23 protein-coding genes are annotated in these 24,376 nt (G+C 62.0%); 8 read left to right on the forward strand and 15 right to left on the reverse strand.

What is annotated here, in order from left to right; translation table 11 throughout:
• Positions 1-151: 151 nt before the first annotated feature.
• From P7C00_RS28440 to P7C00_RS28475, 8 genes are read right to left on the reverse strand one after another with little or no spacing between them, the layout of a single operon-like run.
• Positions 152-1,153, reverse strand: coding sequence for a septal ring lytic transglycosylase RlpA family protein (locus tag P7C00_RS28440; protein ID WP_404937738.1), 1,002 nt, complete (start codon positions 1,151-1,153; stop codon positions 152-154).
• Positions 1,153-2,175, reverse strand: a complete 1,023-nt coding sequence (mltB, locus tag P7C00_RS28445) for a lytic murein transglycosylase B (protein WP_185073441.1) — start codon at positions 2,173-2,175, stop codon at positions 1,153-1,155. Before mltB ends, P7C00_RS28440 begins: the two co-directional genes overlap by 1 nt.
• Positions 2,176-2,180: 5 nt before the next feature.
• A complete protein-coding gene (gene rodA, locus P7C00_RS28450) occupies positions 2,181-3,284 on the reverse strand; it encodes a rod shape-determining protein RodA (RefSeq protein ID WP_015637169.1) in 1,104 nt (367 codons plus the stop codon).
• 31 nt (positions 3,285-3,315) lie between these two features.
• The gene (gene mrdA / locus P7C00_RS28455; protein ID WP_346635669.1) at positions 3,316-5,211 is read right to left on the reverse strand and encodes a penicillin-binding protein 2; all 1,896 of its coding nucleotides are present in this window, start codon (positions 5,209-5,211) and stop codon (positions 3,316-3,318) included.
• A 12-nt stretch (positions 5,212-5,223) separates the two neighbouring features.
• A complete protein-coding gene (rlmH, locus tag P7C00_RS28460) occupies positions 5,224-5,691 on the reverse strand; it encodes a 23S rRNA (pseudouridine(1915)-N(3))-methyltransferase RlmH (protein WP_011063671.1) in 468 nt (155 codons plus the stop codon).
• A gap of 9 nt (positions 5,692-5,700) precedes the next feature.
• Positions 5,701-6,123, reverse strand: coding sequence for a ribosome silencing factor (rsfS, locus tag P7C00_RS28465; protein WP_404937739.1), 423 nt, complete (start codon positions 6,121-6,123; stop codon positions 5,701-5,703).
• Positions 6,124-6,183: 60 nt separating this feature from the next.
• Positions 6,184-6,828, reverse strand: a complete 645-nt coding sequence (gene nadD, locus P7C00_RS28470) for a nicotinate-nucleotide adenylyltransferase (RefSeq protein ID WP_092309649.1) — start codon at positions 6,826-6,828, stop codon at positions 6,184-6,186.
• Positions 6,828-8,093, reverse strand: a complete 1,266-nt coding sequence (locus P7C00_RS28475; protein ID WP_346635668.1) for a glutamate-5-semialdehyde dehydrogenase — start codon at positions 8,091-8,093, stop codon at positions 6,828-6,830. The genes nadD and P7C00_RS28475 overlap by 1 nt, the downstream gene beginning before the upstream one ends.
• Positions 8,094-8,268: 175 nt before the next feature.
• Here P7C00_RS28475 and P7C00_RS28480 point away from each other — a divergent pair, with 175 nt between their 5' ends.
• The gene (locus P7C00_RS28480) at positions 8,269-8,955 is read left to right on the forward strand and encodes a DNA-3-methyladenine glycosylase (protein ID WP_346635667.1); all 687 of its coding nucleotides are present in this window, start codon (positions 8,269-8,271) and stop codon (positions 8,953-8,955) included.
• A 46-nt stretch (positions 8,956-9,001) separates the two neighbouring features.
• Positions 9,002-10,318: a bifunctional DedA family/phosphatase PAP2 family protein gene (locus P7C00_RS28485; RefSeq protein ID WP_346635666.1), complete on the forward strand. Its 1,317-nt coding sequence runs from the start codon at positions 9,002-9,004 to the stop codon at positions 10,316-10,318.
• 43 nt (positions 10,319-10,361) lie between these two features.
• Here P7C00_RS28485 and P7C00_RS28490 read toward each other — a convergent pair whose 3' ends face one another.
• The 3 genes from P7C00_RS28490 to P7C00_RS28500 are packed head-to-tail and all read right to left on the reverse strand — an operon-like array spanning position 10,362 to position 12,038.
• Positions 10,362-10,952, reverse strand: a complete 591-nt coding sequence (locus P7C00_RS28490; protein ID WP_346635665.1) for an LON peptidase substrate-binding domain-containing protein — start codon at positions 10,950-10,952, stop codon at positions 10,362-10,364.
• Positions 10,953-10,962: 10 nt separating this feature from the next.
• Positions 10,963-11,679: an LrgB family protein gene (locus tag P7C00_RS28495; RefSeq protein WP_346635664.1), complete on the reverse strand. Its 717-nt coding sequence runs from the start codon at positions 11,677-11,679 to the stop codon at positions 10,963-10,965.
• Positions 11,676-12,038, reverse strand: coding sequence for a CidA/LrgA family protein (locus tag P7C00_RS28500; RefSeq protein WP_346635663.1), 363 nt, complete (start codon positions 12,036-12,038; stop codon positions 11,676-11,678). Before P7C00_RS28500 ends, P7C00_RS28495 begins: the two co-directional genes overlap by 4 nt.
• A 179-nt stretch (positions 12,039-12,217) precedes the next feature.
• Here P7C00_RS28500 and P7C00_RS28505 point away from each other — a divergent pair, with 179 nt between their 5' ends.
• The 3 genes from P7C00_RS28505 to P7C00_RS28515 all read left to right on the forward strand — a co-directional run bounded on the left by P7C00_RS28505 (position 12,218) and on the right by P7C00_RS28515 (position 15,165).
• Positions 12,218-12,673, forward strand: coding sequence for a MaoC family dehydratase (locus P7C00_RS28505; protein WP_346635662.1), 456 nt, complete (start codon positions 12,218-12,220; stop codon positions 12,671-12,673).
• A 103-nt stretch (positions 12,674-12,776) separates the two neighbouring features.
• Complete coding sequence (locus tag P7C00_RS28510; protein WP_346635661.1) at positions 12,777-14,495, forward strand: C13 family peptidase; 1,719 nt, start codon at positions 12,777-12,779, stop codon at positions 14,493-14,495.
• A gap of 28 nt (positions 14,496-14,523) precedes the next feature.
• On the forward strand, positions 14,524-15,165 hold the full coding sequence (locus P7C00_RS28515) for an oxidoreductase (protein ID WP_404937740.1): 642 nt from the start codon (positions 14,524-14,526) through the stop codon (positions 15,163-15,165).
• A 61-nt stretch (positions 15,166-15,226) separates the two neighbouring features.
• Here the strand turns inward: P7C00_RS28515 and P7C00_RS28520 are convergent, their stop codons facing one another.
• The 4 genes from P7C00_RS28520 to P7C00_RS28535 all read right to left on the reverse strand — a co-directional run bounded on the left by P7C00_RS28520 (position 15,227) and on the right by P7C00_RS28535 (position 19,541).
• Positions 15,227-15,514 (reverse strand): YceK/YidQ family lipoprotein, encoded by a 288-nt coding sequence (locus P7C00_RS28520; protein WP_404937741.1) that lies wholly within the window; start codon positions 15,512-15,514, stop codon positions 15,227-15,229.
• The gene (gene ubiX / locus P7C00_RS28525; RefSeq protein ID WP_102865334.1) at positions 15,507-16,139 is read right to left on the reverse strand and encodes a flavin prenyltransferase UbiX; all 633 of its coding nucleotides are present in this window, start codon (positions 16,137-16,139) and stop codon (positions 15,507-15,509) included. The genes P7C00_RS28520 and ubiX overlap by 8 nt, the downstream gene beginning before the upstream one ends.
• Positions 16,136-17,485, reverse strand: coding sequence for a UDP-N-acetylmuramate:L-alanyl-gamma-D-glutamyl-meso-diaminopimelate ligase (mpl, locus tag P7C00_RS28530; RefSeq protein ID WP_404937742.1), 1,350 nt, complete (start codon positions 17,483-17,485; stop codon positions 16,136-16,138). Before mpl ends, ubiX begins: the two co-directional genes overlap by 4 nt.
• A 136-nt stretch (positions 17,486-17,621) precedes the next feature.
• Complete coding sequence (locus P7C00_RS28535; protein WP_404937743.1) at positions 17,622-19,541, reverse strand: sigma-54-dependent Fis family transcriptional regulator; 1,920 nt, start codon at positions 19,539-19,541, stop codon at positions 17,622-17,624.
• 374 nt (positions 19,542-19,915) lie between these two features.
• Here P7C00_RS28535 and P7C00_RS28540 point away from each other — a divergent pair, with 374 nt between their 5' ends.
• From P7C00_RS28540 to P7C00_RS28550, 3 genes are all read left to right on the forward strand, one after another.
• Positions 19,916-21,436: an aldehyde dehydrogenase family protein gene (locus P7C00_RS28540; protein WP_011063687.1), complete on the forward strand. Its 1,521-nt coding sequence runs from the start codon at positions 19,916-19,918 to the stop codon at positions 21,434-21,436.
• Positions 21,437-21,613: 177 nt separating this feature from the next.
• Positions 21,614-22,894 (forward strand): ethanolamine utilization protein EutH, encoded by a 1,281-nt coding sequence (gene eutH, locus P7C00_RS28545; protein WP_404937744.1) that lies wholly within the window; start codon positions 21,614-21,616, stop codon positions 22,892-22,894.
• Positions 22,895-22,919: 25 nt separating this feature from the next.
• Positions 22,920-24,356 (forward strand): ethanolamine ammonia-lyase reactivating factor EutA, encoded by a 1,437-nt coding sequence (locus tag P7C00_RS28550; RefSeq protein ID WP_404937745.1) that lies wholly within the window; start codon positions 22,920-22,922, stop codon positions 24,354-24,356.
• The last annotated feature ends 20 nt before the right edge of the window (positions 24,357-24,376 follow it).

Genomic DNA, 24,376 nt, shown 5'->3' on the forward strand with positions numbered 1-24,376 from the left:
CTTGCCCGAGGGCAAAACTAATTCAGACAGCCTTCTAAAGGGCTGTCGCGTATTCAGTTGTTCACTCACTGACCCTTGCCGGGCTTTTGTTGTTCGACGAGCCAACAACCAGGGTCCGCCCCCCAAAACCGCAAGCGGACCTTCAATCTTCTTACTCGGCAGTGACCACGCTGGGCTGGCCAAGGTTAGCCAGCCGCACACTGTTCTGCGCTTGCTGAGCCTCACCCGGCGTGCCGAATGGCCCCAGTCGCACTCGATGCAGCGTCTGCTGATTACGTACGATCGAGCTGATGAACACCGGGGCGCTCACCATTCCGCTCAATTTCGACCGCAGCAACTCGGCAGCGTCCGGGTTGGCGAAAGCACCCACCTGCAGATACTGGCCAGAGGCCGCTGCAGCAGTGTTTTTCACTTGTACGGGAACCACTGCGGCAGCGTGTTGCTGGGGCGGCGGCGTCCATTGTTCGACAGTACCGGCCGAAGCCGTGATCACCGGCGCGCTATTCTGCGCCACTTGCGGCTCATTGAGCATCAACGGCGCCGGACGGCCACGCTGGGCCCACCATTGCTGCGGATCGATGCCTTCGACCTTGACCCGAGCGGTGCCTGTCTCGGCGTAGCCGAGCTTCTTTGCCGCAGCGTAGGACAGGTCGATGATGCGGTCGGAGTAGAACGGACCGCGATCGTTGACCCGCAGGATCACGCTACGATTGTTGTCCAGGTTGGTGACCTTCACGTAACTGGGCAACGGCAGGGTCTTGTGTGCAGCGCTCATGCCGTAAAGGTCATAGACCTCGCCATTGGCGGTATTCTGACCATGGAACTTGGTGCCGTACCAAGACGCCGTGCCAGAGGCCACGTAGTTCTTGGATTCCTGGATGGGGAAATAGGTCTTGCCCAGCACCGTATAGGGATTGGCCTTGTACGGGCCGGTGTGCAGGGTCGGGGTCGCATCGGGAATGCGCGAGACATCGACGTCCCACCAGGGTGCGCCATCCTTGTGGGCGCGATTGACGTCCAGGCCAGGCATGGAACGCACGCCACTCGAGGACTTCTGTTGCGGCGAGCGACTCGTCGAGCAACTGACCAACAACAAGGACAACGCGGCAAAAGCCAACAGCTTCAGGGGTTTGCGGATTGGCATTGCCAGCATTACTTGACGCCCCGTGCTTGGACCAGCTGTTCAGACAACTGATGTACGGCCATGGCATACATCACGCTGCGGTTATAGCGAGTGATCGCATAAAAGTTCTTCAGGCCCATCCAGTACTCCGGGCCACTGTCACCTTCCAGACGGAAAGCGGTGACCGGCATATCATCGCGCAGCGCATCATGACTCGACCAACCCAGGGCCCGCAACTCCCCGACCGTCTTGGTCGGCTCGATCCCTGTGGTCAATCCTTCGTCCACGCGATCGCCACGCACATCGGCACGACTCACCACCGGTTCACCGGCCACCCAGCCATGACGCTTGAAGTAACTGGCGACACTGCCAATGGCATCGTCCGGGTTGGTCCAGATATTGATGTGGCCATCACCGTCGAAATCCACCGCATAGGCGCGGAAACTGCTCGGCATGAACTGCGGCAGGCCCATGGCTCCTGCGTAGGAGCCCTTGAGGCTCAGCGGATCGAGCTGCTCTTCACGGGCCAGCAGCAGGAACTCGCGCAGCTCCTTGCGGAAGAATTCGGCACGGGGCGGATAATCGAAACCCAGGGTAGATAAAGCATCGATCACCCGGTAATTACCGGTATTACGCCCAAAAAAGGTCTCAACGCCGATAATCGACACGATGACCTGGGCCGGCACGCCATATTCCTGCTCGGCGCGAGCCAGAACCGCTTCATGCTGGCGCCAGAAATCCACACCGCGAGCAATGCGCGCGTCGGTAATGAACATCGGCCGGTATTCTTTCCACTGCTTGACCCGCTCGGCAGGCCGGGAGATGGCATCAAGAATCGATTGCTTGCGCTCGGCCTCGCGGAACACGCCCATCAGCTGTTCCCCGGCGAAACCATAGTCCCGAGTCATTTCGCCAACGAATTCGGCCACTTGCGGCGAACCTTCGTAATCACCGGCGAACGCGGGTTGCGCTGCACCAAGGATGCTTACCAGACCGACCCACGGCGCATGCCGAGCAGCCCAGCCACGCATTACTTGCATTGAATTCTTCACCTTAATCAAACCTGCGCGATCCACTTGCGATGGGTATGGATCGACATCAAAACCCCAAACGCTGACAGTAGCGTCACCAGCGAAGTTCCTCCGTAGCTAATGAACGGCAACGGAACCCCCACTACCGGCAACAAGCCACTGACCATACCGATGTTGACGAAAACGTAAACAAAAAACGTCATGGTCAGGCTGCCGGCGAGCAACTTGCCGAACAAGGTCTGCGCCTGGGCAGTGATCACCAACCCGCGCCCGATCAGCAGCAGGTAGATCAGCAACAGCGCGCAGATGCCCACCAGACCGAACTCCTCGCCCATGACCGCAATAATGAAGTCAGTGTGGCTCTCCGGCAAAAAGTCCAGGTGCGACTGCGTACCCAGCAGCCAGCCCTTGCCGAAAACCCCGCCGGAACCGATGGCCGCCTTGGACTGGATAATGTTCCAGCCCGTGCCCAGAGGATCGCTCTCGGGGTCGAGAAAAGTCAGGATTCGCTGTTTCTGGTAGTCATGCATGATGAAGAACCACATGGCGATCGCCACCGGTACTGCGGCTGCCAGCACACTCAGAATCCAGCGCCAGCGCAACCCGCCCATGAACAGCACGAAGGTGCCACCGGCCAGGATCAGCAGAGCGGTGCCCAGGTCCGGCTGGCGTACGATCAGGATGAATGGAATACCGATCAATACCAGGCTGATCCCCACATGCTTGAGATGGGGCGGCAAGGTGCGCTTGGACAGGTACCAGGCGATGGTCGCCGGCATGATGATCTTCATGAACTCCGACGGCTGGAAGCGAATCACCCCAGGAATGTTGATCCAGCGGGTCGCGCCCATGGCGTTGTGACCCATGACGTCCACCACCACCAGCAACACCACACCGAACACGTAGCCCAGGGGCACCCAGCGCGCCATGAAACGCGGTTCGAATTGAGCGATGACAATCATCGACACCAAGCCGATGCCGAAGGACGTGGCCTGCTTGGCCAGCAGGTCCCAACTCTTGCCACTGGCCGAATACAGCACGAACAGGCTGCCGGCGGCCAGGGTCAGCAATAGCACCAATAGCGGGCCGTCGATATGCAGGCGCTGCAACAGCGTCGCGCGACGGCGCATCACATCCTCACTGGAGAGGATGCGGTCAAAATTACTCTTCACGGGCCGTAGCCTCCGCGCTGATAGGGCTGGCGAACTCAGGCTTGAGCTGGCCGTCCTGGCCGAGAAGCCAGGCATCCATCACCTGACGCACCACGGGAGCCGCGACACCGGAGCCCGACTCACCGTTCTCGACCATGACCGAGACCACGATCTTCGGATTTTCCGCCGGGGCGAAGCCGACAAACAGGGCGTGGTCGCGATGCCGCTCTTGAACCTTGGAGCGGTCGTATTTCTCGCCCTGCTTGATCGCCACCACCTGGGCGGTACCGCTCTTGCCGGCGATCCGGTACTGCGAACCGACCGCGGCCTTGCGCGCAGTGCCTCGGGCGCCGTGCATCACCTGCTGCATGCCGTGATTGACCTTCATCCAGTCCGACGGGTCGCGCAGGACGATGTCCGGCATCGGGTTGTGATCCACCGGTTTCTCGCCTTCGATGCTCTTGGCCAAGTGCGGCCGGTTCCACTTACCTTTACTGGCAACCAGGGCGGTAGCCTGGGCCAGCTGCAACGGCGTCGACTGCATGTAACCCTGGCCGATCCCGAGAATCAGGGTTTCTCCAGGGAACCAGGCCTGACGCCGGGTGGCGCGCTTCCACTCGCGGGTCGGCATCAACCCGGGGGACTCCTCGAACATGTCCAGTGAGACCTTCTGGCCGATGCCGAACTTGGTCATGTAGGCCGAGAGCCGATCGATCCCCAGCTTGTGGGCCAGGTCATAGAAATAGGTGTCGTTGGACCGCATGATCGCGGTGTCCAGGTCGACATAACCGTCACCGGTACGGTTCCAGTTGCGGTACTTGTGATCGTAGTTGGGCAGTTGGTAGTAGCCCGGGTCGTAGACGCGAGACGAGGCCGTCACCACCCCGGCGTCCAACCCGGCAATCGCCACCGCCGGCTTGATGGTCGAACCCGGCGGATACAGGCCGCGCAGCACCCGGTTGAACAGCGGCCGATCAATGGAATCACGCAATTCGGCGTAAGCCTTGAAGCTGATACCGGTGACGAACAGGTTCGGATCGAAACTCGGCTGGCTGACCATCGCCAGGACTTCACCGGTGCTCGGGTCCAGCGCCACCACCGCACCGCGGCGGCCGCCCAGAGCCAGCTCCGCGGCCTCCTGCAACTTGATATCCAGGCTCAGGACAATGTCCTTGCCGGGAATCGGGTCGGTGCGCTTGAGCACCCGCAGCACTCGACCACGTGCGTTGGTTTCAACTTCTTCGTAACCCACCTGCCCATGCAGTTCCGGCTCATAGAAGCGTTCGATGCCAGTCTTGCCGATATGGTGGGTACCGCTGTAGTTCACCGGATCAAGGGACTTCAGCTCTTTCTCGTTGATCCGTCCCATATAGCCCACGGAGTGCGCAAAATGCGCTCCCTGAGGGTAATGCCGGACCAGTTGAGCAACCACCTCCACCCCGGGCAAACGGAACTGGTTCACCGCAATGCGGGCAATCTGCTCTTCCGTCAACTCGAAGAGGATCGGCACCGGCTCGAAGGGACGCCGCCCCTGCTTCATGCGCTTTTCGAACAGCACCCGGTCTTCAGGGGTCAGTTCCAGCACCTCGACAATCACATCGAGGACCTGCTGCCAGTCACCGGAACGTTCGCGGGTCATGCTCAGGCTGAAGCTGGGCCGGTTATCAGCCACTACCACGCCATTACGGTCGAAAATAAGTCCGCGAGTCGGGGGAATCGGCTGCACATGCACCCGATTGTTCTCCGACAGCGTGGAGTGATAGTCGTACTGGATCACCTGCAGGTAATACAGCCGGGCAATCAGCACGCCAATCAGGCAGACCACCATGATGGCGCCGAACACGACCCGGCCACGCACCAGACGGGCGTCTTTTTCGTGGTCCTTGATACGGATCGGCTGGGACATTAGGGGCGCGGGCTACTTGTGGTAAGGGTGCCCGGACAACACGGTCCAGGCGCGATACAGCTGTTCACCGATGAGAATCCGCACCAGCGGGTGCGGCAAGGTCAGCGGCGACAGCGACCAGCGCTGATCCGCTCGCGCGCAGACTTCCGGCGCCAGCCCTTCCGGGCCGCCGACCATGAAATTCACGGTGCGCGAATCGAGGCGCCAGCGATCCAGTTCCACCGCCAACTGCTCGGTGCTCCAGGGTTTGCCGTGCACCTCAAGAGTGACGATGCGCTCGTTATGCCCGACCTTGGCCAGCATGGCTTCGCCTTCCTGACGGATGAAGCGAGCCACGTCGGCGTTCTTGCCTCGGGTATTGAGCGGAATTTCCACCAGTTCCAGCGCCAGCTCGGATGGCAGACGCTTGGCATATTCGTGCCAACCCTCTTCCACCCACTTGGGCATGCGTGAACCGACAGCGATCAGACGCAGGCGCACAGCCGTCCCTTATTGCTGGTCTTTGTTGAGCTTGGTGAAGTGCTCGTGACCATGCTCCGGGCTGTGGTGCTTGCCGTCAGCCGCGCGGCTCTGCTCGGCGCCCTGCCACAGACGCTCCAGGTCGTAGAACTGGCGGGCCGAGGCGGTCATCATGTGCACGATCACGTCGTCCAGGTCCAGCAGCACCCAGTCGCTGTCGCCCTTGCCTTCTTCACCCAACGGGCGCACGCCCTGGGCCTTGACCATTTCGCGGACCTTTTCCAGCATCGCGCTGATCTGGCGATTGGAGGTACCGGTGGCGATGATCATGTAGTCAGTGATGCTCTGCTTGTCGCGAACATCGATCACCAGGATGTCCTGGGCTTTGACGTCTTCCAGCGCGGCAACAGCCACCTTGACCAGATCTTCGCCTTTCATTACTTGGTTAGTCATATAAAACTCGTTCAGCTCGTATGTTTGGAGCGCCGCTCAGCACAGGCCGGCAGCGTTCCTTCAGTTCGGCGCACGGTAAAGTCCGTGAGCATCGATATAGGCCAGGACCGCGTCAGGCACCAGGAAACGTACCGACTTACCGCTGGCCAGCAGTTGACGGATCTGGGTGGCGGACACCGCAAGCGGCGTCTGCCAGACGAATGCAATGTGTCCCCCCGGCCCTTGCAGGGCCAGCGGGTCGCTCACCGAGCGCGCCGCCAACAGGTTGCGCAAGGCATCCGGTGGCTCGCTGTCGGCATCCGGGCGTTGCAGCACCAGGATGTGGCAATGCTGGAGTAATTCTTCCCAACGATGCCAGGTGGGCAGGCCGCAAAACGCGTCCCAGCCCAGTAACAGAAACAACTGGTCATCCGCGGCCAGCTCGGCCCGCATCTGTTCCAGGGTGTCGATGGTGTAGGACGGCTTGTCCCGCTTCAGCTCACGGTCGTCCACCACCAGGGGGGAAACGCCCGCCACCGCACATTCGACCATTGCCAGACGATCGAGCGCCGACACTTGCGGTGTATCCCGATGAGGCGGCCTGGCACTGGGTGTCAGGCGCAACTCATCGAGTTGCATGGATTCCGCCACCTCCAGCGCACCACGCAAGTGGCCGATATGCACTGGATCGAAGGTGCCGCCCAGCAGACCGATACGTTTGCCCATCAAGTGCGCACGTGACCGTCGCCGAAAACCACATACTTCTCGCTGGTCAAGCCTTCCAGCCCAACCGGGCCACGGGCGTGCAGCTTGTCGGTGGAAATGCCGATCTCCGCCCCCAGGCCATATTCAAAACCGTCGGCAAAGCGCGTAGAGGCGTTGACCATGACCGAACTGGAATCCACTTCGTTGAGGAAGCGCCGAGCGTCACTGAAGTTCTCGGTGACGATGGAGTCGGTGTGGTGCGAACCGTAGGTATTGATGTGCTCGATCGCCTGCTCCAGGCTGTCCAGCACCCGGATCGAGAGGATCGGCGCGGTGTACTCGGTGCGCCAGTCTTCTTCAGTCGCTTGCAGCACATCGGCGCCGAGAATTCCTCGGGTTTGCTCGCAGCCACGCAGCTCGACGCCCTTGTCGCGATAGATCGCAGCCAATGGCGGCAGCACACGGTCAGCGATGGCGGCATGAACCAGCAGGGTTTCCATGGTGTTGCACGGCGCGTAGCGCTGGGTCTTGGCGTTATCGGCAATACGAATCGCCTTGTCCAGGTCCGCCGCCACGTCGATGAACACATGACAGACGCCGTCCAGGTGCTTGATCACCGGCACTTTGGCATCGCGGCTGACCCGCTCGATCAGGCTCTTGCCGCCACGAGGCACTATCACGTCGACAAACTCGGGCATGGTGATCAGCGCGCCCACCGCAGCACGATCGGTGGTTTCCACCACTTGCACCACATGAGGCGGCAGATCGGCAGCCGCCAATCCCTGCTGAATGCAGGTGGCAATGGCACGGTTGGAATGAATGGCCTCGGAACCGCCCCGCAGGATAGTGGCGTTGCCAGACTTCAGGCACAGGCTGGCAGCATCGATGGTCACGTTCGGACGGGACTCGTAGATGATGCCGATCACGCCCAGGGGCACGCGCATCTTGCCCACCTGAATGCCCGAAGGCAGGTAGCGCATATCGCGGATTTCACCGATGGGGTCGGGCAGTTTGGCCACCTGACGCAGGCCTTCGATCATTTCGTCGATGCGTGCGGGAGTCAGCGCCAGACGATCCAGCAGAGCGGGTTCCAGACCATTGGCCCGGCCGCTTGCCAGGTCCTGCTCGTTGGCTGCGGTCAGCTCCGGTCGCGCAGCGTCCAGGGCATCGGCAGCCGCCAGCAGCGCACGGTTCTTCTGCGCAGTGGTGGCACGGGCGATCACCCGGGAAGCTTGGCGGGCAGCGCGACCCAAACGGGTCATGTAGTCAAGAACGGACTCAGTCATGGTCTGGTGTGGTCTTGGCAAAGAGGAAAGCGGCTGATTATAGCTGTCGCGCCCGTTCACGGACAGCGGTCACAGGCGGATGGTCGAAATGGAGTGTAAATACTCGTGCTTCAGCCTGAATTAAGCCTGGAGTTGTTACCATTACGTCACTTTTTCCGCCATAACCCTCGCCACCATGTCCATCCTGACCTCTGCGAACCTGCCCAAAGCCTTGCCTGACGGCTTTTTCGACCGTGATGCTCAGCTCTTGGCCCGTGAGCTGCTGGGCAAAGTCATTCGCCATAAAGTCGGCGAGCTGTGGTTGTCCGCGCGCATTATCGAAACCGAAGCCTATTACTGCGAGGAAAAAGGCAGCCACGCCTCCCTCGGCTACACAGAAAAACGTAAGGCTTTGTTTCTCGATGGCGGGCACATCTATATGTACTACGCCCGCGGCGGCGACTCGCTTAACTTCAGCGCCCAGGGCCCTGGCAATGCGGTACTGATCAAGTCCGCCTATCCCTGGGTCGACGCCGTCTCCGGCCCGGCCAGCCTGGCGCAAATGCTGCTGAACAACCCGGACGCCCGTGGCCGCCCGCGCCCCTCGCAGAAGCTCTGCGCTGGCCAGACCCTGCTGTGCAAGGCCATGGGCTTGAAAGTCCCGATCTGGGATGCAAAACGCTTCGATCACGAAACCCTCTTCGTCGAGGACGTCGGCAGCGCCGTGCCGCACATCATCCAGACCACGCGCCTGGGCATCCCCCACGGTCGTGACGAACACCTGATGTACCGCTTCGTCGATGCCGCCTATGCACCCCACTGCACAAGGAACCCGCTGCGCCGTGGCCAAGTCGAAGGTCGCGACTACCTGATCCTCGACTGATTACCGCAGCCCGTACCCGCCAGACACTGACAATGGAGTTGAATTTATGGGCCCATGGCTCGACAGCGTGACCGCCTGGCTGACCAGCAACCCGCAATGGCTGGCCGCCGCCGTATTTATTGTGGCCTGCGTGGAGTGCCTGGCCATTGCCGGCCTGATCGTTCCGGGAACGGTGCTGCTGTTCGCGATTGCCGTGCTGGCCGGCAACGGCGCGCTGTCACTGGGAGAAACCCTGCTCCTGGGGTTGTTCGGCGGTTTGCTCGGGGACGTGGTGTCCTACCTGCTGGGGCGACACTTTCACCAGAGTATCCGTCGCCTGCCAGGACTGCGCCATCATCCGGAATGGATCAACGGCGCCGAAGCCTATTTCCAGCGTTACGGCATCGCCAGTCTGTTGGTAGGGCGCTTCATCGGCCCGTTGCGGCCGATGCTGCCAATGGTTGCCGGCATGTTCGACATGCCATTTGCACGATTTTTCGCCGTCAGCCTCTTGGCTGCAGCAGGCTGGTCAGTGGCTTACCTGCTGCCAGGCTGGGCCACTGGCGCGGCGATTCGCCTGCCGCTGCCCGAAGGCTTCTGGCCACAAGCCGGTGTCGTAGTCGGCAGCCTCGCGGTGCTGATCGGCTTGAGCGTCGCCAGCAGCCTGCGTCGTCATCGCCGGGCGACCCTGCTGATGTCCGGCCTGAGCCTGTTGATCCTGGCAGGGCTGTTCATCGGCTACCCCTATCTCACGCAGTTCGACCAGGGCCTGATCGCCCTGGTACAGGAACACCGGAACCCGACCCTGGACAAGATCATGGTGATGGTCACCCAGATCGGCGAATTTCGCGCCATGTTCATCATCAGCGCGGTACTGACCCTGCTACTCCTGGCCCTGCGCCAATGGCGCCAAGCCGTATTCGCCGGCGCGACCCTGATGTGCACTGCACTGGCCAACACCGGCAGCAAATGGTTTTTCGCACGGGTACGTCCCGAGGTTCTGACCGAGCCCCTCACCAGTTTCAGTATGCCTAGCGGCCACTCTTCTGGCTCCTTCGCCCTGTTCCTGACCCTGGCGGTACTGGCAGGCCGTGGCCAGCCACCACGAATGCGCCTGACCTGGCTGTTGCTGGGCTGCCTGCCGGCGGCGTCCATTGCCTTGTCCCGGGTCTACCTGGGTGCCCATTGGCCAACCGACATTCTCGCCGGTGCCATGCTCGCAACCTGTGTCTGTGCCGCCAGCCTGACCCTGATTCAATGGCAAGGCCCGCTCAAGCCGATGTCGGCCAAGGTCTGGTGGCTGCTACTGCCGGTCATGCTGTTGATGTGCGGGTTCATGGCGACACGGCATCTGCCTCACGCCCTGCTGCGATATGCCTATTAAGAGTGCAAGCGGCAAGCTGTAGCTGCCGCTAGAGGTTCAGGGCTCAGGCGAAGAGTTCGCCTTGCAGCTCATCCAGCAGTTGCTGGATGGCATCGAGACGCTGCTGCGGGTCATCCAGTTGCAGCAGGTCGATCTTGTCCTGTTCGGAAAAAGGCAGCAGGTAGGCCAGTTGATTAGCCAGGGACAACTGCCCCGCCGCCTCGCTGCCCATGTCCAGGGCCTCCACCATCGGATGCTCGGCCAGGGCCTTGAGCAGCGCGATCAGGTCTGCGTCCTCATCCTGCAGTGGTTGCTCCGCAGCCTCCGGCAGCCACTGGACCTGGGCCACCGTCAGTTGGTCTTTCTGCACTTCGCTCTCGAGCACGCGGAAACGCCGACCACCCTTGACCCTGATTCCCAGGAGCCCATTGTCCTGCTGGTGAAAGTCGGTAATCAGTGCCTCGCAGCCCACCAGGGCATAGCCCGACGCGGCACTACCGACCTCCTCACCCTCCAGGATGCACACCACCCCGAAGCCGCAGCCCTGCTTCATGCAGCGGCCAATCATGTCCAGGTAGCGCGCCTCGAAAATCTGCAGATCGAGGATGCAGTCAGGGAACAGCACGGTATTCAGGGGAAACAGCGCTAGGCTCATACATCAATCCTTAAACCAGCAAAGACACCGCCAACGGCAGCAGTACCGCCGTGGCCACGCCCATCAGACTCATGGCCAGCGCCGCGAAGGCGCCGCACTCCTCACTCTCCTGCAAGGCCACCGAGGTGCCCACCGCATGAGCGGTCATGCCCAAGGCCATGCCTCGCGCCTCAGGCCCATGAACGCCCAGGCGGTTGAGGATGCTCGGGCCGAAAATCGCCCCGATCACTCCGGTAATCAGCACGAACACCGCAGCCAGGGCCGCGACGCCACCAATCTGCTCGGCCACCAGCATGGCGATCGGCGAGGTCACCGACTTGGGCGCCATGGTCATGAGGATCATGTGCTCAGCACCGAACCACCATCCCAACAGCACCCCCAGACTGGTGGCCAGCACCCCGCCCACCACCAGCGTAGTCAATATCGGCCAGAACAATTGGCGGATGCGCCGCAGGTTGAGGTACAAGGGCACTGCCAGGGCCACAGTGGCCGGGCCCAGCAGAATGCTCAGAATCTCGGTGCTCTTGCGATACTCGGCATAACTCAAGCCACAGCCAAGCAACACACCAATCACCAGCAGCATGGACACCAGTACCGGCTGCAGGAACATCCAGCGAGTTTTCTCAAAAGCTGCCAACACCAGTTGATAGGCACCCAGGGTGATGCCGATACCGAACAGCGGATGGTGAATCACCGCCGCCCAGGCGCCCTGCCAATCGACATTCATTGGCTGTCCTCCCGGCGGGACTGGCGCTTGACCAGGCGCTGCATCAGCACGCCGACAAAAGCCATGGAGATCACCAGCGACAGCACCAGCGCTCCGGTGATTGCCCAGAAGTCCGCGGCGATATCCCGGGCATAGACCATCACCCCGACGGCAGGCGGCACCAACAGCAGTGGCAGGTAACGCAACAGACTGCTGGCCGCCAGGTTCAGCGGCTCGCCCACTTCGCCACGCACCACCAGAAAAACCAGCAGCAGCAACAGGCCGATGATCGGCCCTGGCAGTACGGGTAACAGCAGATGATTGAGCGCCGTGCCGAGCAATTGGAACAGCACCAACCATGTCAAACCGCGTAACAACATACCGCCTCTCCAGCCAGATCCCGTGGCGCATTATAAGCACGCAGGCGCTATGAACCGGCATTCGCCAAAAGCATGGATGTTTACCGGGAAGGATCGCCATGATGATCTAAAGTGGATACTTCAGACCACAAAGCACTGGGTCTAACACTAAAAAAATCGTTGAACCAAGGAGAGTCTCAATGCCCTATGTTCCTGTTGCAGAGCTCAAAGATTATGTCGGGAAGGAACTCGGACGTTCCGCGTGGCTCACCATTGACCAGGAGCGTATCAACCTGTTTGCCGAAGCCACTGGCGACTTCCAGTTCATTCACGTTGACCCGGCCAAGGCCGCGAAAACCCCGTTCGGCACCACCATCGCCCACGGGTTCCTGACCCTGTCGCTGATCCCCAAACTGATGGAAGACATCCTCGTGCTGCCCGAAGGCCTGAAGATGGTGGTCAACTATGGCCTGGACAGCGTGCGCTTCATCCAGCCGGTGAAAGTCGACTCCAAGGTGCGTCTCAAGGTCGAGCTGACCGACGTCACCGAGAAGAAACCCGGCCAGTGGCTGCTCAAGGCCACTGCCACCCTGGAGATCGACGGCGAGGAAAAACCTGCCTATATCGCTGAACCGCTGTCGCTCTGCTTCGTCTGAAATGCCCCTGATGCGAAACAGCTCACGCTGTTTCGCTCAACCTCTCTATATATAAGTCACACCGCTGCGGCATACTCGGTCCCCTAATTATCCGGAACCCGTTATGCGCCCACTTGTACCCCTGGTCTTGACCCTCTTGCTCAGCGCTTGCGGAGACGGCGAATCGCTGTTGCCGCCCGATGCCCGACTGCCCGACGGCGGGCGCTATCGCGGTGATCTGGTCAATGGCCTGCTCCAGGGACAGGGGCGCATCGATTACCCCAACGGCAGCTGGTACGCCGGCCAGTTCGACAAGGGCCAATGGCATGGCCAGGGCGAATGGCACGGCAGCAATGGCGAGGTCTACCGCGGCGAGTTCCAGCAAGGGCTGTTCCATGGCCAAGGCATCCTGACCACCAAGGACAGCAGCTACAGCGGCGGCTTCAAACTCGGGCGCCGGGACGGCGAAGGCACCCTCAAAGAAGACGGCATGACCTATCGCGGCGAGTTCAAGGCCGACCTGTACTCGGGTCTGGGCCGCCTGGAACTGGAGGACGGCAGCCAGTATCAGGGGCAATTCGCCAAGGGCAAGCCCAATGGCGAAGGCCAGCGCAGCGATGGCAGCGGCAACCAGTTCAGCGGTAACTTCGTCAACGGCCAACTGGAAGGCAACGGCACCTTCAACAGCGCCGAAGGCGACATCTATGTCGGTGGTTTCAAACACAACCAGCTCAATGGCAAGGGCCGCTACGAAAACTCCGACGGCGACGTCTGGATCGGCCAGTTCAAGGAAGGTGCCCTGGGTGGCAAGGGCGAGCTGATCGGCGCCGATGGCAGCCATTATGTCGGCACCTTCAGCGACTGGCGCTTCAGCGGCGAAGGACGACTGAACCTCAGTGACGGCAGCTTCTACATCGGCGGCTTCGACAGCGACAACTACCAGGGCCACGGTGTGCTGGTGCTGCGCGATGGCAGTGTGCAAAGCGGTGTCTGGAACAATGGCATGCGGGTTCGCGACGCCGACGGCAAACTACTGCCGGACCCATTGGAGACTGCCCTGCTGGTCCAGGGCCGCCTGCTCAAGGAGGCCCTCGATGCGGTGCCTGTCTCCACTCCGACCATCGAACTCTATAGCCTGACCCTGGCCGGCGACGGCAAGCAGAGCGTCTTCCTGCGTGAAGCCGACTACGTCAGCAACATGCTCGCGAGCCGCTTCGGCGCCTACGGTCAGATCCGTCTGGTCAACCACCGCGACCACCTGATGAATCGGCCGATGGCCACCCGGGAAAACCTGCGCCGCGCCGCACAGACCCTGGCCGAACGCAGCGGCCCCGAGGACCTGGTGTTCATCTACCTCACCAGCCATGGCACCAGCGAGCACGAACTGGTGCTGGATCAGCCGCGCCTGGAGTTGGCCGACCTGCCGGCCGATGAACTGGCCATCGCCTTGGCGCCCTTGAAAAACCGCGACAAGATCATCGTTATCTCGTCCTGCTACTCGGGTGGTTTCATCCCTGCGCTCAAGGACGAACGAACCCTGATCATGACCGCCTCCCAAGCCGACCGGGTGTCTTTCGGCTGCTCCGAAGAGGCCGACTTCACCTACTTCGGCGATGCTTTGTTCGCCCAGGCACTGAACCAGACCGACGACCTGGAACATGCCTTCAAACTGGCCAGGGCCACGGTGGCCGAGCGTGAACAGGCAGATGGCTTCGAAGCCTCAGAACCACAGATCTGGGCCCCCAAAGGCGTCATCGCGCATTGGCAACAATTGCGCAAACAGCAGGCACGAAAAGCGCTGCAAAGTGTCTCTATAGGCAGCAAGGAAGCACAGAGCAACTAAGCTGAAACAGTATCAAGGGGGAATGACTATGTACTTGACGCCTCAGCACATCCTGCTCGCCGGCGCCTCCGGACTGACCGGAGAGCAACTGCTCGATCGCCTGCTCAACGAGCCCACCATCATTCGTGTTCTGGCACCCAGCAGACGCCCGCTCAGCAAGCACCCACGCCTGGAAAACCCCGTCGGCGATCCAGCGGTGTTCCTGCCGCAACTGAGCGGCAAGGTGGAGATCGCCTTCTGCTGCCTGGGCACCACGATCAAACAGGCCGGCTCCGAAGCGGCCTTTCGCGCCGTGGACCTGGACATGGTGGTGGCCTTCGGCAAACGTGCCCTGGAAATTGGCGCGCGGCACCTGATAGTGATCAGCGCCCTGGGCGCTGATCCCAAGTCGTCGATTTTCTACAACCGGGTCAAAGGTGAAATGGAAGAGGCCCTGAAACAGCAGGGCTGGCCACAGTTGACCATTTGCCGGCCGTCACTGCTGCTGGGAGATCGGATCGAACCGCGTCTGACCGAACAACTGGCCGGCCCGTTGTCGCGACTGATCCCGGGCAAGTACCACGGTATCGAAGCCTGCCAGTTGGCTCGTGCAATGTGGCGGCTGGCCCTGGAAGAGCAAAGCGGCACCCGGGTCGTCGAGTCCGACGAACTACGCAAACTGGGTAAATGAAAAATTCGCCAACAAGCCGGTTCTTGCATACACCTGCAGGAGCCGGCTTGCCGGCGAAGTGCTACAACCCACCCGTAGCCTGAAACCCCACACCCAATACCGTCAGCACCGACAACGGCAGCAGCAGGGTATCGAGCAGGGCACTGGCCGGCAGATCCACCCCTGGGTAGCTCGGTGCCTCGGCGCCAAAGCGGTCCATGGCGCAGCACCCACCCTGCATCGCATACAAGTCCAGGCGCGTTCCCGAATACACCACCGGAGCCCCGGGCTGGGCGGCATTCAAGGTGCGGACCGTGGCGCAGCCGCCCAGTTGCAGGGCGGCCAGCATAATCAGCAGCAGCTTATTCATCGCTGCTCAAATGGTGCTCGCCCCAGCGCGGCAACATGTCCTGCGGGATATTCAACAGATTGAGAATCCGCGCCACGACGAAATCCACCAGGTCATCGATGGTTTGCGGCTGATGATAGAAGCCCGGCGACGCCGGCAGGATAGTCACGCCCATATTCGACAACTTGAGCATGTGTTCCAGATGAATGCTGGAATAGGGTGCCTCGCGAGGCACCAGAATCAACTGCCGGCGCTCCTTGAGGGTGACGTCCGCCGCCCGCTCGATCAGGTTGTTGCAGGCACCGGTGGCGATGGCCGACAAGGTGCCAGTGGAACACGGCACCACCACCATCGCCGCCGGCGAGCCGGAACCCGAGGCCACCGGCGACATCCAGTCTTCCTTGCCATAGACACGGATCTGCCCCGCCGCCGCGCCGGTGTACTCGGTGAGGAAGGCCTGCATCATCTGCGGTTTGGGCGGCAGGGTCACATCGGTTTCCGTGGCCATGACCAACTGCGCGGCCTTGGAGATCAGGAAGTGCACTTCCCGATCCTCACGCACCAGGCAATCCAGCAGGCGCAAACCGTACTGGGCGCCCGAGGCACCGGTCATGGCCAGGGTGATGCGTTCCGGGCCGTTGCTCATTGCAGTGCCTCGGCCAGTTTGCCGTGCAGGCCGCCGAAGCCGCCGTTGCTCATGATCACCACCTGGGTGCCCGGCTTGGCCTGGCTTTTCACCCGTTCGATGATGCCCTCAAGGGAGTCGCTGACAATCGACGGCACCGTACACAAGGCCGCCGTAGCCGCCAGATCCCAGCCCAGGTTGGCCGGTGCATACCAGATCACCTGATCGGCCTGATTGACGCTTTCCGGCAGCCCGTCACGGTGGGCGCCAAGCTTCATGGAGTTGGAGCGCGGCTCGATGATGGCGATCACCGGTGCGTCGCCGACCCGCTTGCGCAGACCGTCCAGGGTGGTGGCAATGGCCGTTGGGTGGTGGGCGAAGTCATCGTAGATGGTCACGCCATGCACTTCGGCAACCTTCTCCATGCGGCGCTTCACGCTCTTGAACGCACTCAGGCCGGCAATGCCCATGGACGGCACCACGCCGACATGACGAGCAGCGGCCAGAGTCGCCAGGGCGTTGGCCACGTTGTGCTGCCCGGTCAGCTCCCACTCCACCACGCCCTGGCTCACACCCTCGAACATCACTTCAAAGGCCGAACCGTCGGCACTGAGCAACTTGACCTGCCACTGGCCACCGGCGCCGGTGGTCTGCACCGGCGTCCAACAGCCCATCTCGATGACCCGCTGCAAGGCGGGCTCGGTGGTGGGATGAATCACCAGGCCTTCACTGGGGATGGTCCGCACCAGGTGGTGGAACTGCCGCTCGATGGCCGCCAGGTCAGGGAAGATATCCGCATGATCGAACTCAAGGTTATTGAGGATCGCCGTGCGCGGGCGGTAGTGGACAAACTTCGAGCGCTTGTCGAAGAACGCACTGTCGTACTCATCGGCCTCGATCACGAAGAACGGTGTGCCGCCCAGGCGGGCCGAAACGGCGAAATTCTGCGGCACCCCACCGATCAGGAAGCCCGGGCTCATGCCCGCATGCTCCAGTACCCAGGCCAGCATGCTGCTGGTGGTGGTCTTGCCATGGGTGCCGGCTACCGCCAAGACCCAGCGCCCTTGCAGGACATGGTCCGCCAGCCACTGCGGGCCGGAAACATAGGGCAGGCCTTTGTTCAGCACATATTCCACGGCCGGGTTGCCCCGGGACATGGCATTGCCGATGACCACCAGATCCGGAGCAGGGTCCAGCTGGGCCGTGTCATAGCCTTGAGTCAGCTCGATGCCCTGGGCTTGCAGCTGGGTGCTCATGGGGGGATAGACGTTAGCGTCGGAGCCGGTGACGTGATGGCCCAGTTCTTTAGCCAGAACCGCCATCGAGCCCATGAAAGTGCCGCAGATACCGAGAATATGGATGTGCATAGTCGACCTCATAAAACATCGGCGCAGGTTAGCCTAGAGGGCTGCAAATCGCACCCATTAGCTGACCGGGAGGCTGTTGCGTTTGCCGCCGCTGGCACAAGGCGCGTGGCCCTGCACAAGCGACTACAGAGGCGGCTTAACGCGCGATACCGTGTTTGCGCAGCTTTCTATAGAGGGTGTTGCGGCTGACCCCCAACTGTTCGGCGGTATGGGTCATGTGCCAGCGCTGTTGCTCCAGGGCTGCCAGTAGCGCAACCCGCTCGGCGTCCTCCAGGGGTCGCTCCTGCGCCTCGGCAACCGGCTCGCTAACCGGCGCCGGGCGGTTATTGCGGATCAACGGTGGCAGATCTTCCAGACCAATGCGGCCGTTTTCACACAAGGCCGCCAGGGTCCGCAGCACATTGCGCAATTGCCGCACGTTTCCCGGCCAGGAATAACTCAACAGGCTTTGACGCACCGCTTCGTCCAGCACCACCGGTTGCCCACCCGCTTCTTCGGCCAGGAGAAAGTCCAGCAACTGGGATTTGTCGCTGCGATCGCGCAGGGCCGGCAGCGCGATTTCCAGGCCATTGAGCCGGTAGTACAGATCCTCGCGAAAACTGCCGTCGCGTACCCGCTCCAGCAGATCCCGGTGGGTCGCGCTGATGATTCGCACGTTGACCGATTGCGGCTCACCGCCAATCGGCACCACCAGCCGATCCTCCAGCACCCGCAACAAACGCGTCTGCAGGGCCAGGGGCATATCGCCGATTTCATCGAGGAACAAGGTGCCGCCATCGGCCTGTTGCAACTTGCCGCGCATACCCTCCTTGCGAGCCCCGGTAAAGCTGCCGCCGCGATAACCGAAGAGCTCGCTCTCGATCAGGCTCTCCGGGATCGCCGCGCAATTGATGGCGACAAAGGTTTTATCAGAGCGGGCACTGCCCTGATGCACAGCCTTGGCGAAAGCCTCCTTGCCGGAGCCGGTTTCGCCATTGATCAACAGCGGCACATCACGCTCGAACACCCGAGAGGCCCGGCGAAAATCATTCTGCAGCCCTTCGTCCCCAAGGCAGATGCTTGAAGTGCGCGGCAGCGCAACGCCAGCCGGCACCCGCGGAGCTGGTTGCGATACCGGGTGGGGCTGACCACGCAACAAGGCGAACAGGCGACGCCCATCCCGGGTGCGCAAGGGCCAACTGGCGCTGGCATTGATGCTGGCGCGACTGAGCAATTCATCCAGGGAACAGTCGAAAAAGCTGTCCACCGGCTTGCCCAGCAAGCCACCGCGAATATGCCCCAGCAGATTCAGGGCGCTCTGGTTCACCGCACAGATCCGCCCCTCGCCGTCAAACGCCAGCAAGCCCTCACTGAACAGCCCCACAGACTCCGCCTGCAGATGAAAGCGCAGCAGCCACTGGTTCTCGAAATAACGCAGGAAATAGCAGCTCTCGATCATTTTCGCCGAGAGATTGACCAGGGCCATGGTGTGGAACTGACTCTGCCGGGAAACGTCCTGACGCGCCGAGGACACATCCAGTACCGCCAGCAATTCGCCATGGGGATCGAACACCGGGCTCGCCGAGCAGGTCAGGCCGGTGTGCCGGCCACGGAAGTGCTCGCCCTGGTGAATGGTCAGCGACTGGCGCTCCACCAGGCAGGTGCCGATGCCGTTGGTGCCTTCCCGAGCCTCGCTCCAGTCGGCGCCCAGCCAGAGACCGGCATGCTCGAAAATCTTGCGCTCGCTGGGGGCAGTGATGCAGTTGAGGATCACCCCCCGGGCATCGGTCAGCAGCACCGCATGACCCGCGCCGGACAATTGCTGATGCAGGTTGGCCATCTCGGTGCCGGCTATTTGCAGCACATCCTGCAGGCGTTCGCGACTTTCCAGCAGACGACCATGCTCCAGCACTGTGGGTGCCATGGCCAGGGCCGGATCCAGATGATAGTCCTCAAGGCAGCGCAGCCAGGAGCGGGCGATGGAAGGATCGCTGCCGGGCCCCTGCAAATGGGCTTTACCCTGGGCCACCGTCAGCACCTGCTGGGCATGTCGACTCAGATGATTACTACTGTGCATTTCTTATTATTCTCCTGATGCGCTGTCACGCTCAGACGGACCACTGGCGCCGCTGCCGGCTGCATCGGCCATAAAAGAAGGACAGACCATCAGATCTATCCGACAAAATTCGACACGCGAACCAGCATCCTCCAGCCGCTGTTTCATTGCAATGCCGGCTTGACCCATGAGTCACAGCCTGTGCCATTCAGGTTACAAACTGTCACTCGGGGTCGTACCAGATTTGTAACACCCTGCCGTTGGCACCGCTTCGAAACATCCTCAAACCCTTGATTCACATGGCTCGCACCCCACTGGCCCGACCTTTGCTCTACGCTTGGTATGCGCTATAGCGCGTCCTCCCCCATAAGCATAAAAGCCAGGAGATACCCACCATGCGTTACGCACACCCCGGTACTGAAGGCGCTATCGTTTCGTTCAAGAGCAAGTACGGTAACTACATCGGCGGCGAATTCGTCGCGCCTGTCAAAGGCCAGTACTTCACCAACACCTCGCCGGTCAACGGCCAGCCAATTGCCGAATTCCCCCGTTCCACCGCCGAAGACATCGACAAGGCGCTGGACGCTGCCCATGCCGCCGCCGACGCCTGGGGCGCCACCTCGGTGCAGGCCCGCTCGCTGATCCTGCTGAAGATCGCCGACCGTATCGAACAGAACCTGGAACTGCTGGCCATCACCGAAACCTGGGACAACGGCAAGGCGGTACGCGAAACCCTGAACGCCGACATTCCCCTGGCCGCCGACCACTTCCGCTACTTCGCCGGTTGCCTGCGGGCCCAGGAAGGCAGCGCCGCGGAAATCGACGGCAACACTGTGGCCTACCACATCCATGAACCCCTGGGCGTGGTCGGGCAGATCATCCCGTGGAACTTCCCGATCCTGATGGCCGCCTGGAAACTCGCCCCAGCCCTGGCCGCTGGCAACTGCGTGGTACTCAAGCCGGCCGAGCAGACCCCGCTGGGCATCACCGTGCTCATGGAAGTGATCGGCGACCTGCTGCCACCGGGCGTGCTCAACGTGGTGCAAGGTTTCGGCCGCGAAGCCGGCGAAGCCCTGGCCACCAGCAAGCGCATCGCCAAGATCGCCTTCACCGGCTCGACCCCGGTGGGCTCGCACATCATGAAATGCGCCGCCGAGAACATCATTCCGTCCACCGTGGAACTGGGCGGCAAGTCGCCGAACATCTTCTTCGAAGACATCATGCAGGCCGAGCCAAAATTCATCGAAAAGGCCGCCGAAGGCCTGGTGCTGGCGTTCTTCAACCAGGGTGAAGTCTGCACCTGCCCATCCCGTGCCCTGGTACAGGAATCGATCTACGACGAATTCATGCAAGTGGTGATGAAGAAGATCGAGCAGATCAAGCGCGGCGACCCGCTGGACACCGACACCATGGTCGGCGCCCAGGCTTCCGAGCAGCAGTTCGACAAGATCCTCTCCTACCTCGACATCGCCAAGAACGAAGGCGCGCAGCTGCTCACCGGCGGCAAGGTGGAGAAACTCGAAGGCGACCTGTCCAGCGGCTACTACATCCAGCCGACCCTGCTCAAGGGCACCAACAAGATGCGCGTGTTCCAGGAAGAAATCTTTGGCCCGGTGGTCAGCGTCACCACCTTCAAGGACGAAGCCGAAGCCCTGGCCATCGCCAACGACACCGAGTTCGGCCTGGGTGCCGGGGTCTGGACCCGCGACATCAACCGCGCCTATCGCATGGGCCGCGGGATCAAGGCCGGCCGCGTCTGGACCAACTGCTACCACCTGTACCCGGCTCACGCCGCGTTCGGTGGCTACAAGAAATCCGGCGTCGGCCGCGAGACCCACAAGATGATGCTCGACCACTACCAGCAGACCAAGAACCTGCTGGTGAGCTACGACATCAACCCTCTGGGCTTCTTCTGATCGACCCTCCCGGCGACCCAGGTCGCCGGGAGACCTTTTCGCGGCCTCGCCGCGCCAGTTCACCTGCTCTGATCCGGTGCCGAAGGCTTGCCGGACGGGACACTGCTGTCGGAAGTTCTGCGCCAAACCAGTCGTGCACAGACCCTGCTTGAAAAACAATAACAAGGGACAAACGCAATGGATCAGATCGGCAACTACGTGCTCTACCTCATCATGCTCTGCGCCGTACTCGGTGCCTTCGCCGCCATCTATGACAGCGAGCGAGGATTGGGCAAAGAATTCATGGAAGGCATCCATGCCACCGGTTACATCTTCGTGCCGGCCGCGGGGATCATGGCTTCCATCCCCTACCTGACCGTGGTCATCGAGACGGTCTTCGGCCCGTTCTTCAACTCCCTCGGAGCCGACCCGGCCCTGGCGGCGACCATGATCATTGCCTCGGACATGGGCGGCTATCAGCTGGCCTCGGCCCTGGCCGCCAGCAAGGAAGCCCTGGTGATGGCCCTGATCACCGGCTTCATGGGCGGTGCGACCATCGTCTTCTCGATTCCCATGGGCCTGGCAATGCTCGACAAGCGCGACCACAAGTACATGGCCCTGGGGATCATGTCCGGCATCCTGACCATCCCCGTCGGGGTGATGATCGCCAGCCTGATCCTGGCTTTCAGCAACCCGGTGGTACGCGAACTGGTCAGCACCAACGGTGAAGCCAGCTACCAACTGGCCCTGGGCCTGGGCAGCATCTTCGCCAACCTGCTGCCGATCCTGATCTTCGTCGTGGCCCTGGCCCTGGGCCTGCGCTTTTTGCCGGACATGATGATCAAGGGCTTCATCATCTTCGGCCGCGCCATGGACGCAGCCATCAAACTGGTGCTGGTGTTCTCCATCGTCGAATACTTCACCGGGGTCTTCTCCGCGGTATTTGGCGGCTGGGGCTTCCACCCGATCATCGCCGACGCCCAGGACCAGACCCGCGCCCTGGAAACCGCCGGCTACATCGGCATCATGCTGGCCGGCGCCTTCCCCATGGTCTATCTGCTGCGCAAATACCTGGGCAAGCCTCTGGAAAACCTCGGCGGCAAGATCGGCCTGAGTGCGGTAGGCAGCGCCGGCATGCTGGCAACCATCGCCAACATCCTCGCCATGTTCCGCCTGGTACGCCTCATGCCGCCCAAGGACAAAGTGGTCAATATCGCCTTTGGTGTCTGCGCCGCGTTCCTGCTGGGGGATCACCTGTCCTTCACCGCCAACTTCCAGCCCACCATCATCCTGCCGGTACTGATCGGCAAGATCAGCGCCGGCTTCGTCGCCGTCGGCCTGGCCTACTGGCTGTCGGTGCCCAAGGCGCTGCAACTGGAAGCCCAGGATCGGGCAGCGGGGATCATCGCCCCGGGCGAGTACCTGGGCGGCACCGCGCTGGACACTCCGGAACCTACAGGCCAGAAGGCCACCGCCTGACCCCGGCGCGGCGAGGAACGCCTGCATGCAAGCCATCACGGGCGGCGCATCGGTACTGTTGCTGGGGCTGGACTTCGGGTCCACCACCAGCAGCGCGCTGATCGCCCAGGCCAGCCTGAGCAGCCACTGCATCACTGGGCGCATGGCCCTCAACGAGCCCCGGGTGCTGTTTCGTGGCGAACCGGTGTTCACCCCGTTCAAGGACCAGGTCATCGATGAAGCCGCGATCCGGGCCCTGATCCAAACCTGGCTCGCACAGGCCGGGGTGACCCCGGAGCAGCTGTTCTCCGGTGGCGTGATCATCACCGGCCTGGCGGCGCGGCGGCACAACGCCCAGGCCCTGGCGCAACTGGTCGGCCAATTGATCGGTAACGCCCTGATCACTCGCGCCGACGACGGTGGACTGGAGTCCTGGCTGGCGTTCATGGGCAGTTGTTCGGCGCTGAGCCGCTTCCACGCTCGGCAACCGATACTCAACCTGGATATCGGCGGGGGCACCACCAACGCCGCCTGGGGCCTGGATGGCAATGTCCTGGCCAGCGGCTGCCATTTCATCGGTGCCCGGCACGTGCAGTTCGAACCGGGCAGTTATCGTCTCAGCGGCGTATCGGAGTTCGGCCAGGCACTGTTCGATCACCTGGCAATCCGCAAGAGTTCCGGACAGGTCCTCGACCGTTCCGAGCTGGACGCGGTGGTCAATTGGTACATCGATGCCCTGGTCGCCATTGCCGAAGGTGATCGCAACTTCTTTGCCAGCCGGCTGGGCCAACTGACCGAGCAACTGCCGCTGATCCTCCCTCACCACAATGCCGACCCGGCCCTGACTTTTTCCGGTGGCGTGGGCGAACTGCTCTATCGCCACCTGCAAGGCGAACCCATGCCCGGCACCACCTACTACGGCGATCTGGGCATCGATCTGGCCCTGGCCATTGCCCGCCACCCGCGACTGGTGCGGGCGGCCACCCGGCTGGTGCCGGAAAACCGCGGCCGAGCCACGGTCTACGGCCTGACCCTGCACAACACCGAGATTTCCGGCAGCACCCTGTTTCTGCCCCAGCCCGAGGTGCTGCCCCTCAAGGACCTGCCCATCGTCGCCCGGTTGCCCATGGGTGCCACCCAGCAGCAACTGGACGACGCCCTGGCCCTGGCACTGAGCAGCTGCGACGGCGCTTGCCTGCAATTGCTCGACAACGGCCAGGCGCCACGACTGGAAGACCTCCGCCAGCTGGGCGCACGCCTGGCCCGGGCCCTGGACCAGGCGCGCCCCGCCCCGCAGTGGCCGCTGGTGCTGCTGCTGGAAAGCAACGTCGGCAAGGTCCTGGGCAACTACGCCACGGATTGGGGGCGCAGTTCTTGCAACCTGATCGTCATCGATGAAGTACGCGAGCGTTCGGCACACTTCATCAACCTGGGAAAACCCCACCAGCACATCGTGCCCGTCGCCTTCTACGGCGTGCACTGAGCCGATGCCGGCCAAGGAGA

This window comes from Pseudomonas sp. JDS08PS003 (assembly GCF_045013505.1).
GTDB lineage: Bacteria > Pseudomonadota > Gammaproteobacteria > Pseudomonadales > Pseudomonadaceae > Aquipseudomonas > Aquipseudomonas protegens_B.

Excerpts from the sequence above, each read along its gene's own strand:
- P7C00_RS28440 (WP_404937738.1), bottom strand. The coding sequence starts at position 1,153 with ATGCTGGCAATGCCAATCCGCAAACCCCTGAAGCTGTTGGCTTTTGCC.
- rodA (WP_015637169.1), bottom strand. The coding sequence starts at position 3,284 with ATGCGCCGTCGCGCGACGCTGTTGCAGCGCCTGCATATCGACGGCCCG.
- mrdA (WP_346635669.1), bottom strand. The coding sequence starts at position 5,211 with ATGTCCCAGCCGATCCGTATCAAGGACCACGAAAAAGACGCCCGTCTG.
- rsfS (WP_404937739.1), bottom strand. The coding sequence starts at position 6,123 with ATGACTAACCAAGTAATGAAAGGCGAAGATCTGGTCAAGGTGGCTGTT.
- nadD (WP_092309649.1), bottom strand. The coding sequence starts at position 6,828 with ATGGGCAAACGTATCGGTCTGCTGGGCGGCACCTTCGATCCAGTGCAT.
- P7C00_RS28475 (WP_346635668.1), bottom strand. The coding sequence starts at position 8,093 with ATGACTGAGTCCGTTCTTGACTACATGACCCGTTTGGGTCGCGCTGCC.
- P7C00_RS28480 (WP_346635667.1), top strand. The coding sequence starts at position 8,269 with ATGTCCATCCTGACCTCTGCGAACCTGCCCAAAGCCTTGCCTGACGGC.
- P7C00_RS28485 (WP_346635666.1), top strand. The coding sequence starts at position 9,002 with ATGGGCCCATGGCTCGACAGCGTGACCGCCTGGCTGACCAGCAACCCG.
- P7C00_RS28490 (WP_346635665.1), bottom strand. The coding sequence starts at position 10,952 with ATGAGCCTAGCGCTGTTTCCCCTGAATACCGTGCTGTTCCCTGACTGC.
- P7C00_RS28495 (WP_346635664.1), bottom strand. The coding sequence starts at position 11,679 with ATGAATGTCGATTGGCAGGGCGCCTGGGCGGCGGTGATTCACCATCCG.
- P7C00_RS28500 (WP_346635663.1), bottom strand. The coding sequence starts at position 12,038 with ATGTTGTTACGCGGTTTGACATGGTTGGTGCTGTTCCAATTGCTCGGC.
- P7C00_RS28505 (WP_346635662.1), top strand. The coding sequence starts at position 12,218 with ATGCCCTATGTTCCTGTTGCAGAGCTCAAAGATTATGTCGGGAAGGAA.
- P7C00_RS28510 (WP_346635661.1), top strand. The coding sequence starts at position 12,777 with ATGCGCCCACTTGTACCCCTGGTCTTGACCCTCTTGCTCAGCGCTTGC.
- P7C00_RS28515 (WP_404937740.1), top strand. The coding sequence starts at position 14,524 with ATGTACTTGACGCCTCAGCACATCCTGCTCGCCGGCGCCTCCGGACTG.
- P7C00_RS28520 (WP_404937741.1), bottom strand. The coding sequence starts at position 15,514 with ATGAATAAGCTGCTGCTGATTATGCTGGCCGCCCTGCAACTGGGCGGC.
- ubiX (WP_102865334.1), bottom strand. The coding sequence starts at position 16,139 with ATGAGCAACGGCCCGGAACGCATCACCCTGGCCATGACCGGTGCCTCG.
- mpl (WP_404937742.1), bottom strand. The coding sequence starts at position 17,485 with ATGCACATCCATATTCTCGGTATCTGCGGCACTTTCATGGGCTCGATG.
- P7C00_RS28535 (WP_404937743.1), bottom strand. The coding sequence starts at position 19,541 with ATGCACAGTAGTAATCATCTGAGTCGACATGCCCAGCAGGTGCTGACG.
- P7C00_RS28540 (WP_011063687.1), top strand. The coding sequence starts at position 19,916 with ATGCGTTACGCACACCCCGGTACTGAAGGCGCTATCGTTTCGTTCAAG.
- eutH (WP_404937744.1), top strand. The coding sequence starts at position 21,614 with ATGGATCAGATCGGCAACTACGTGCTCTACCTCATCATGCTCTGCGCC.
- P7C00_RS28550 (WP_404937745.1), top strand. The coding sequence starts at position 22,920 with ATGCAAGCCATCACGGGCGGCGCATCGGTACTGTTGCTGGGGCTGGAC.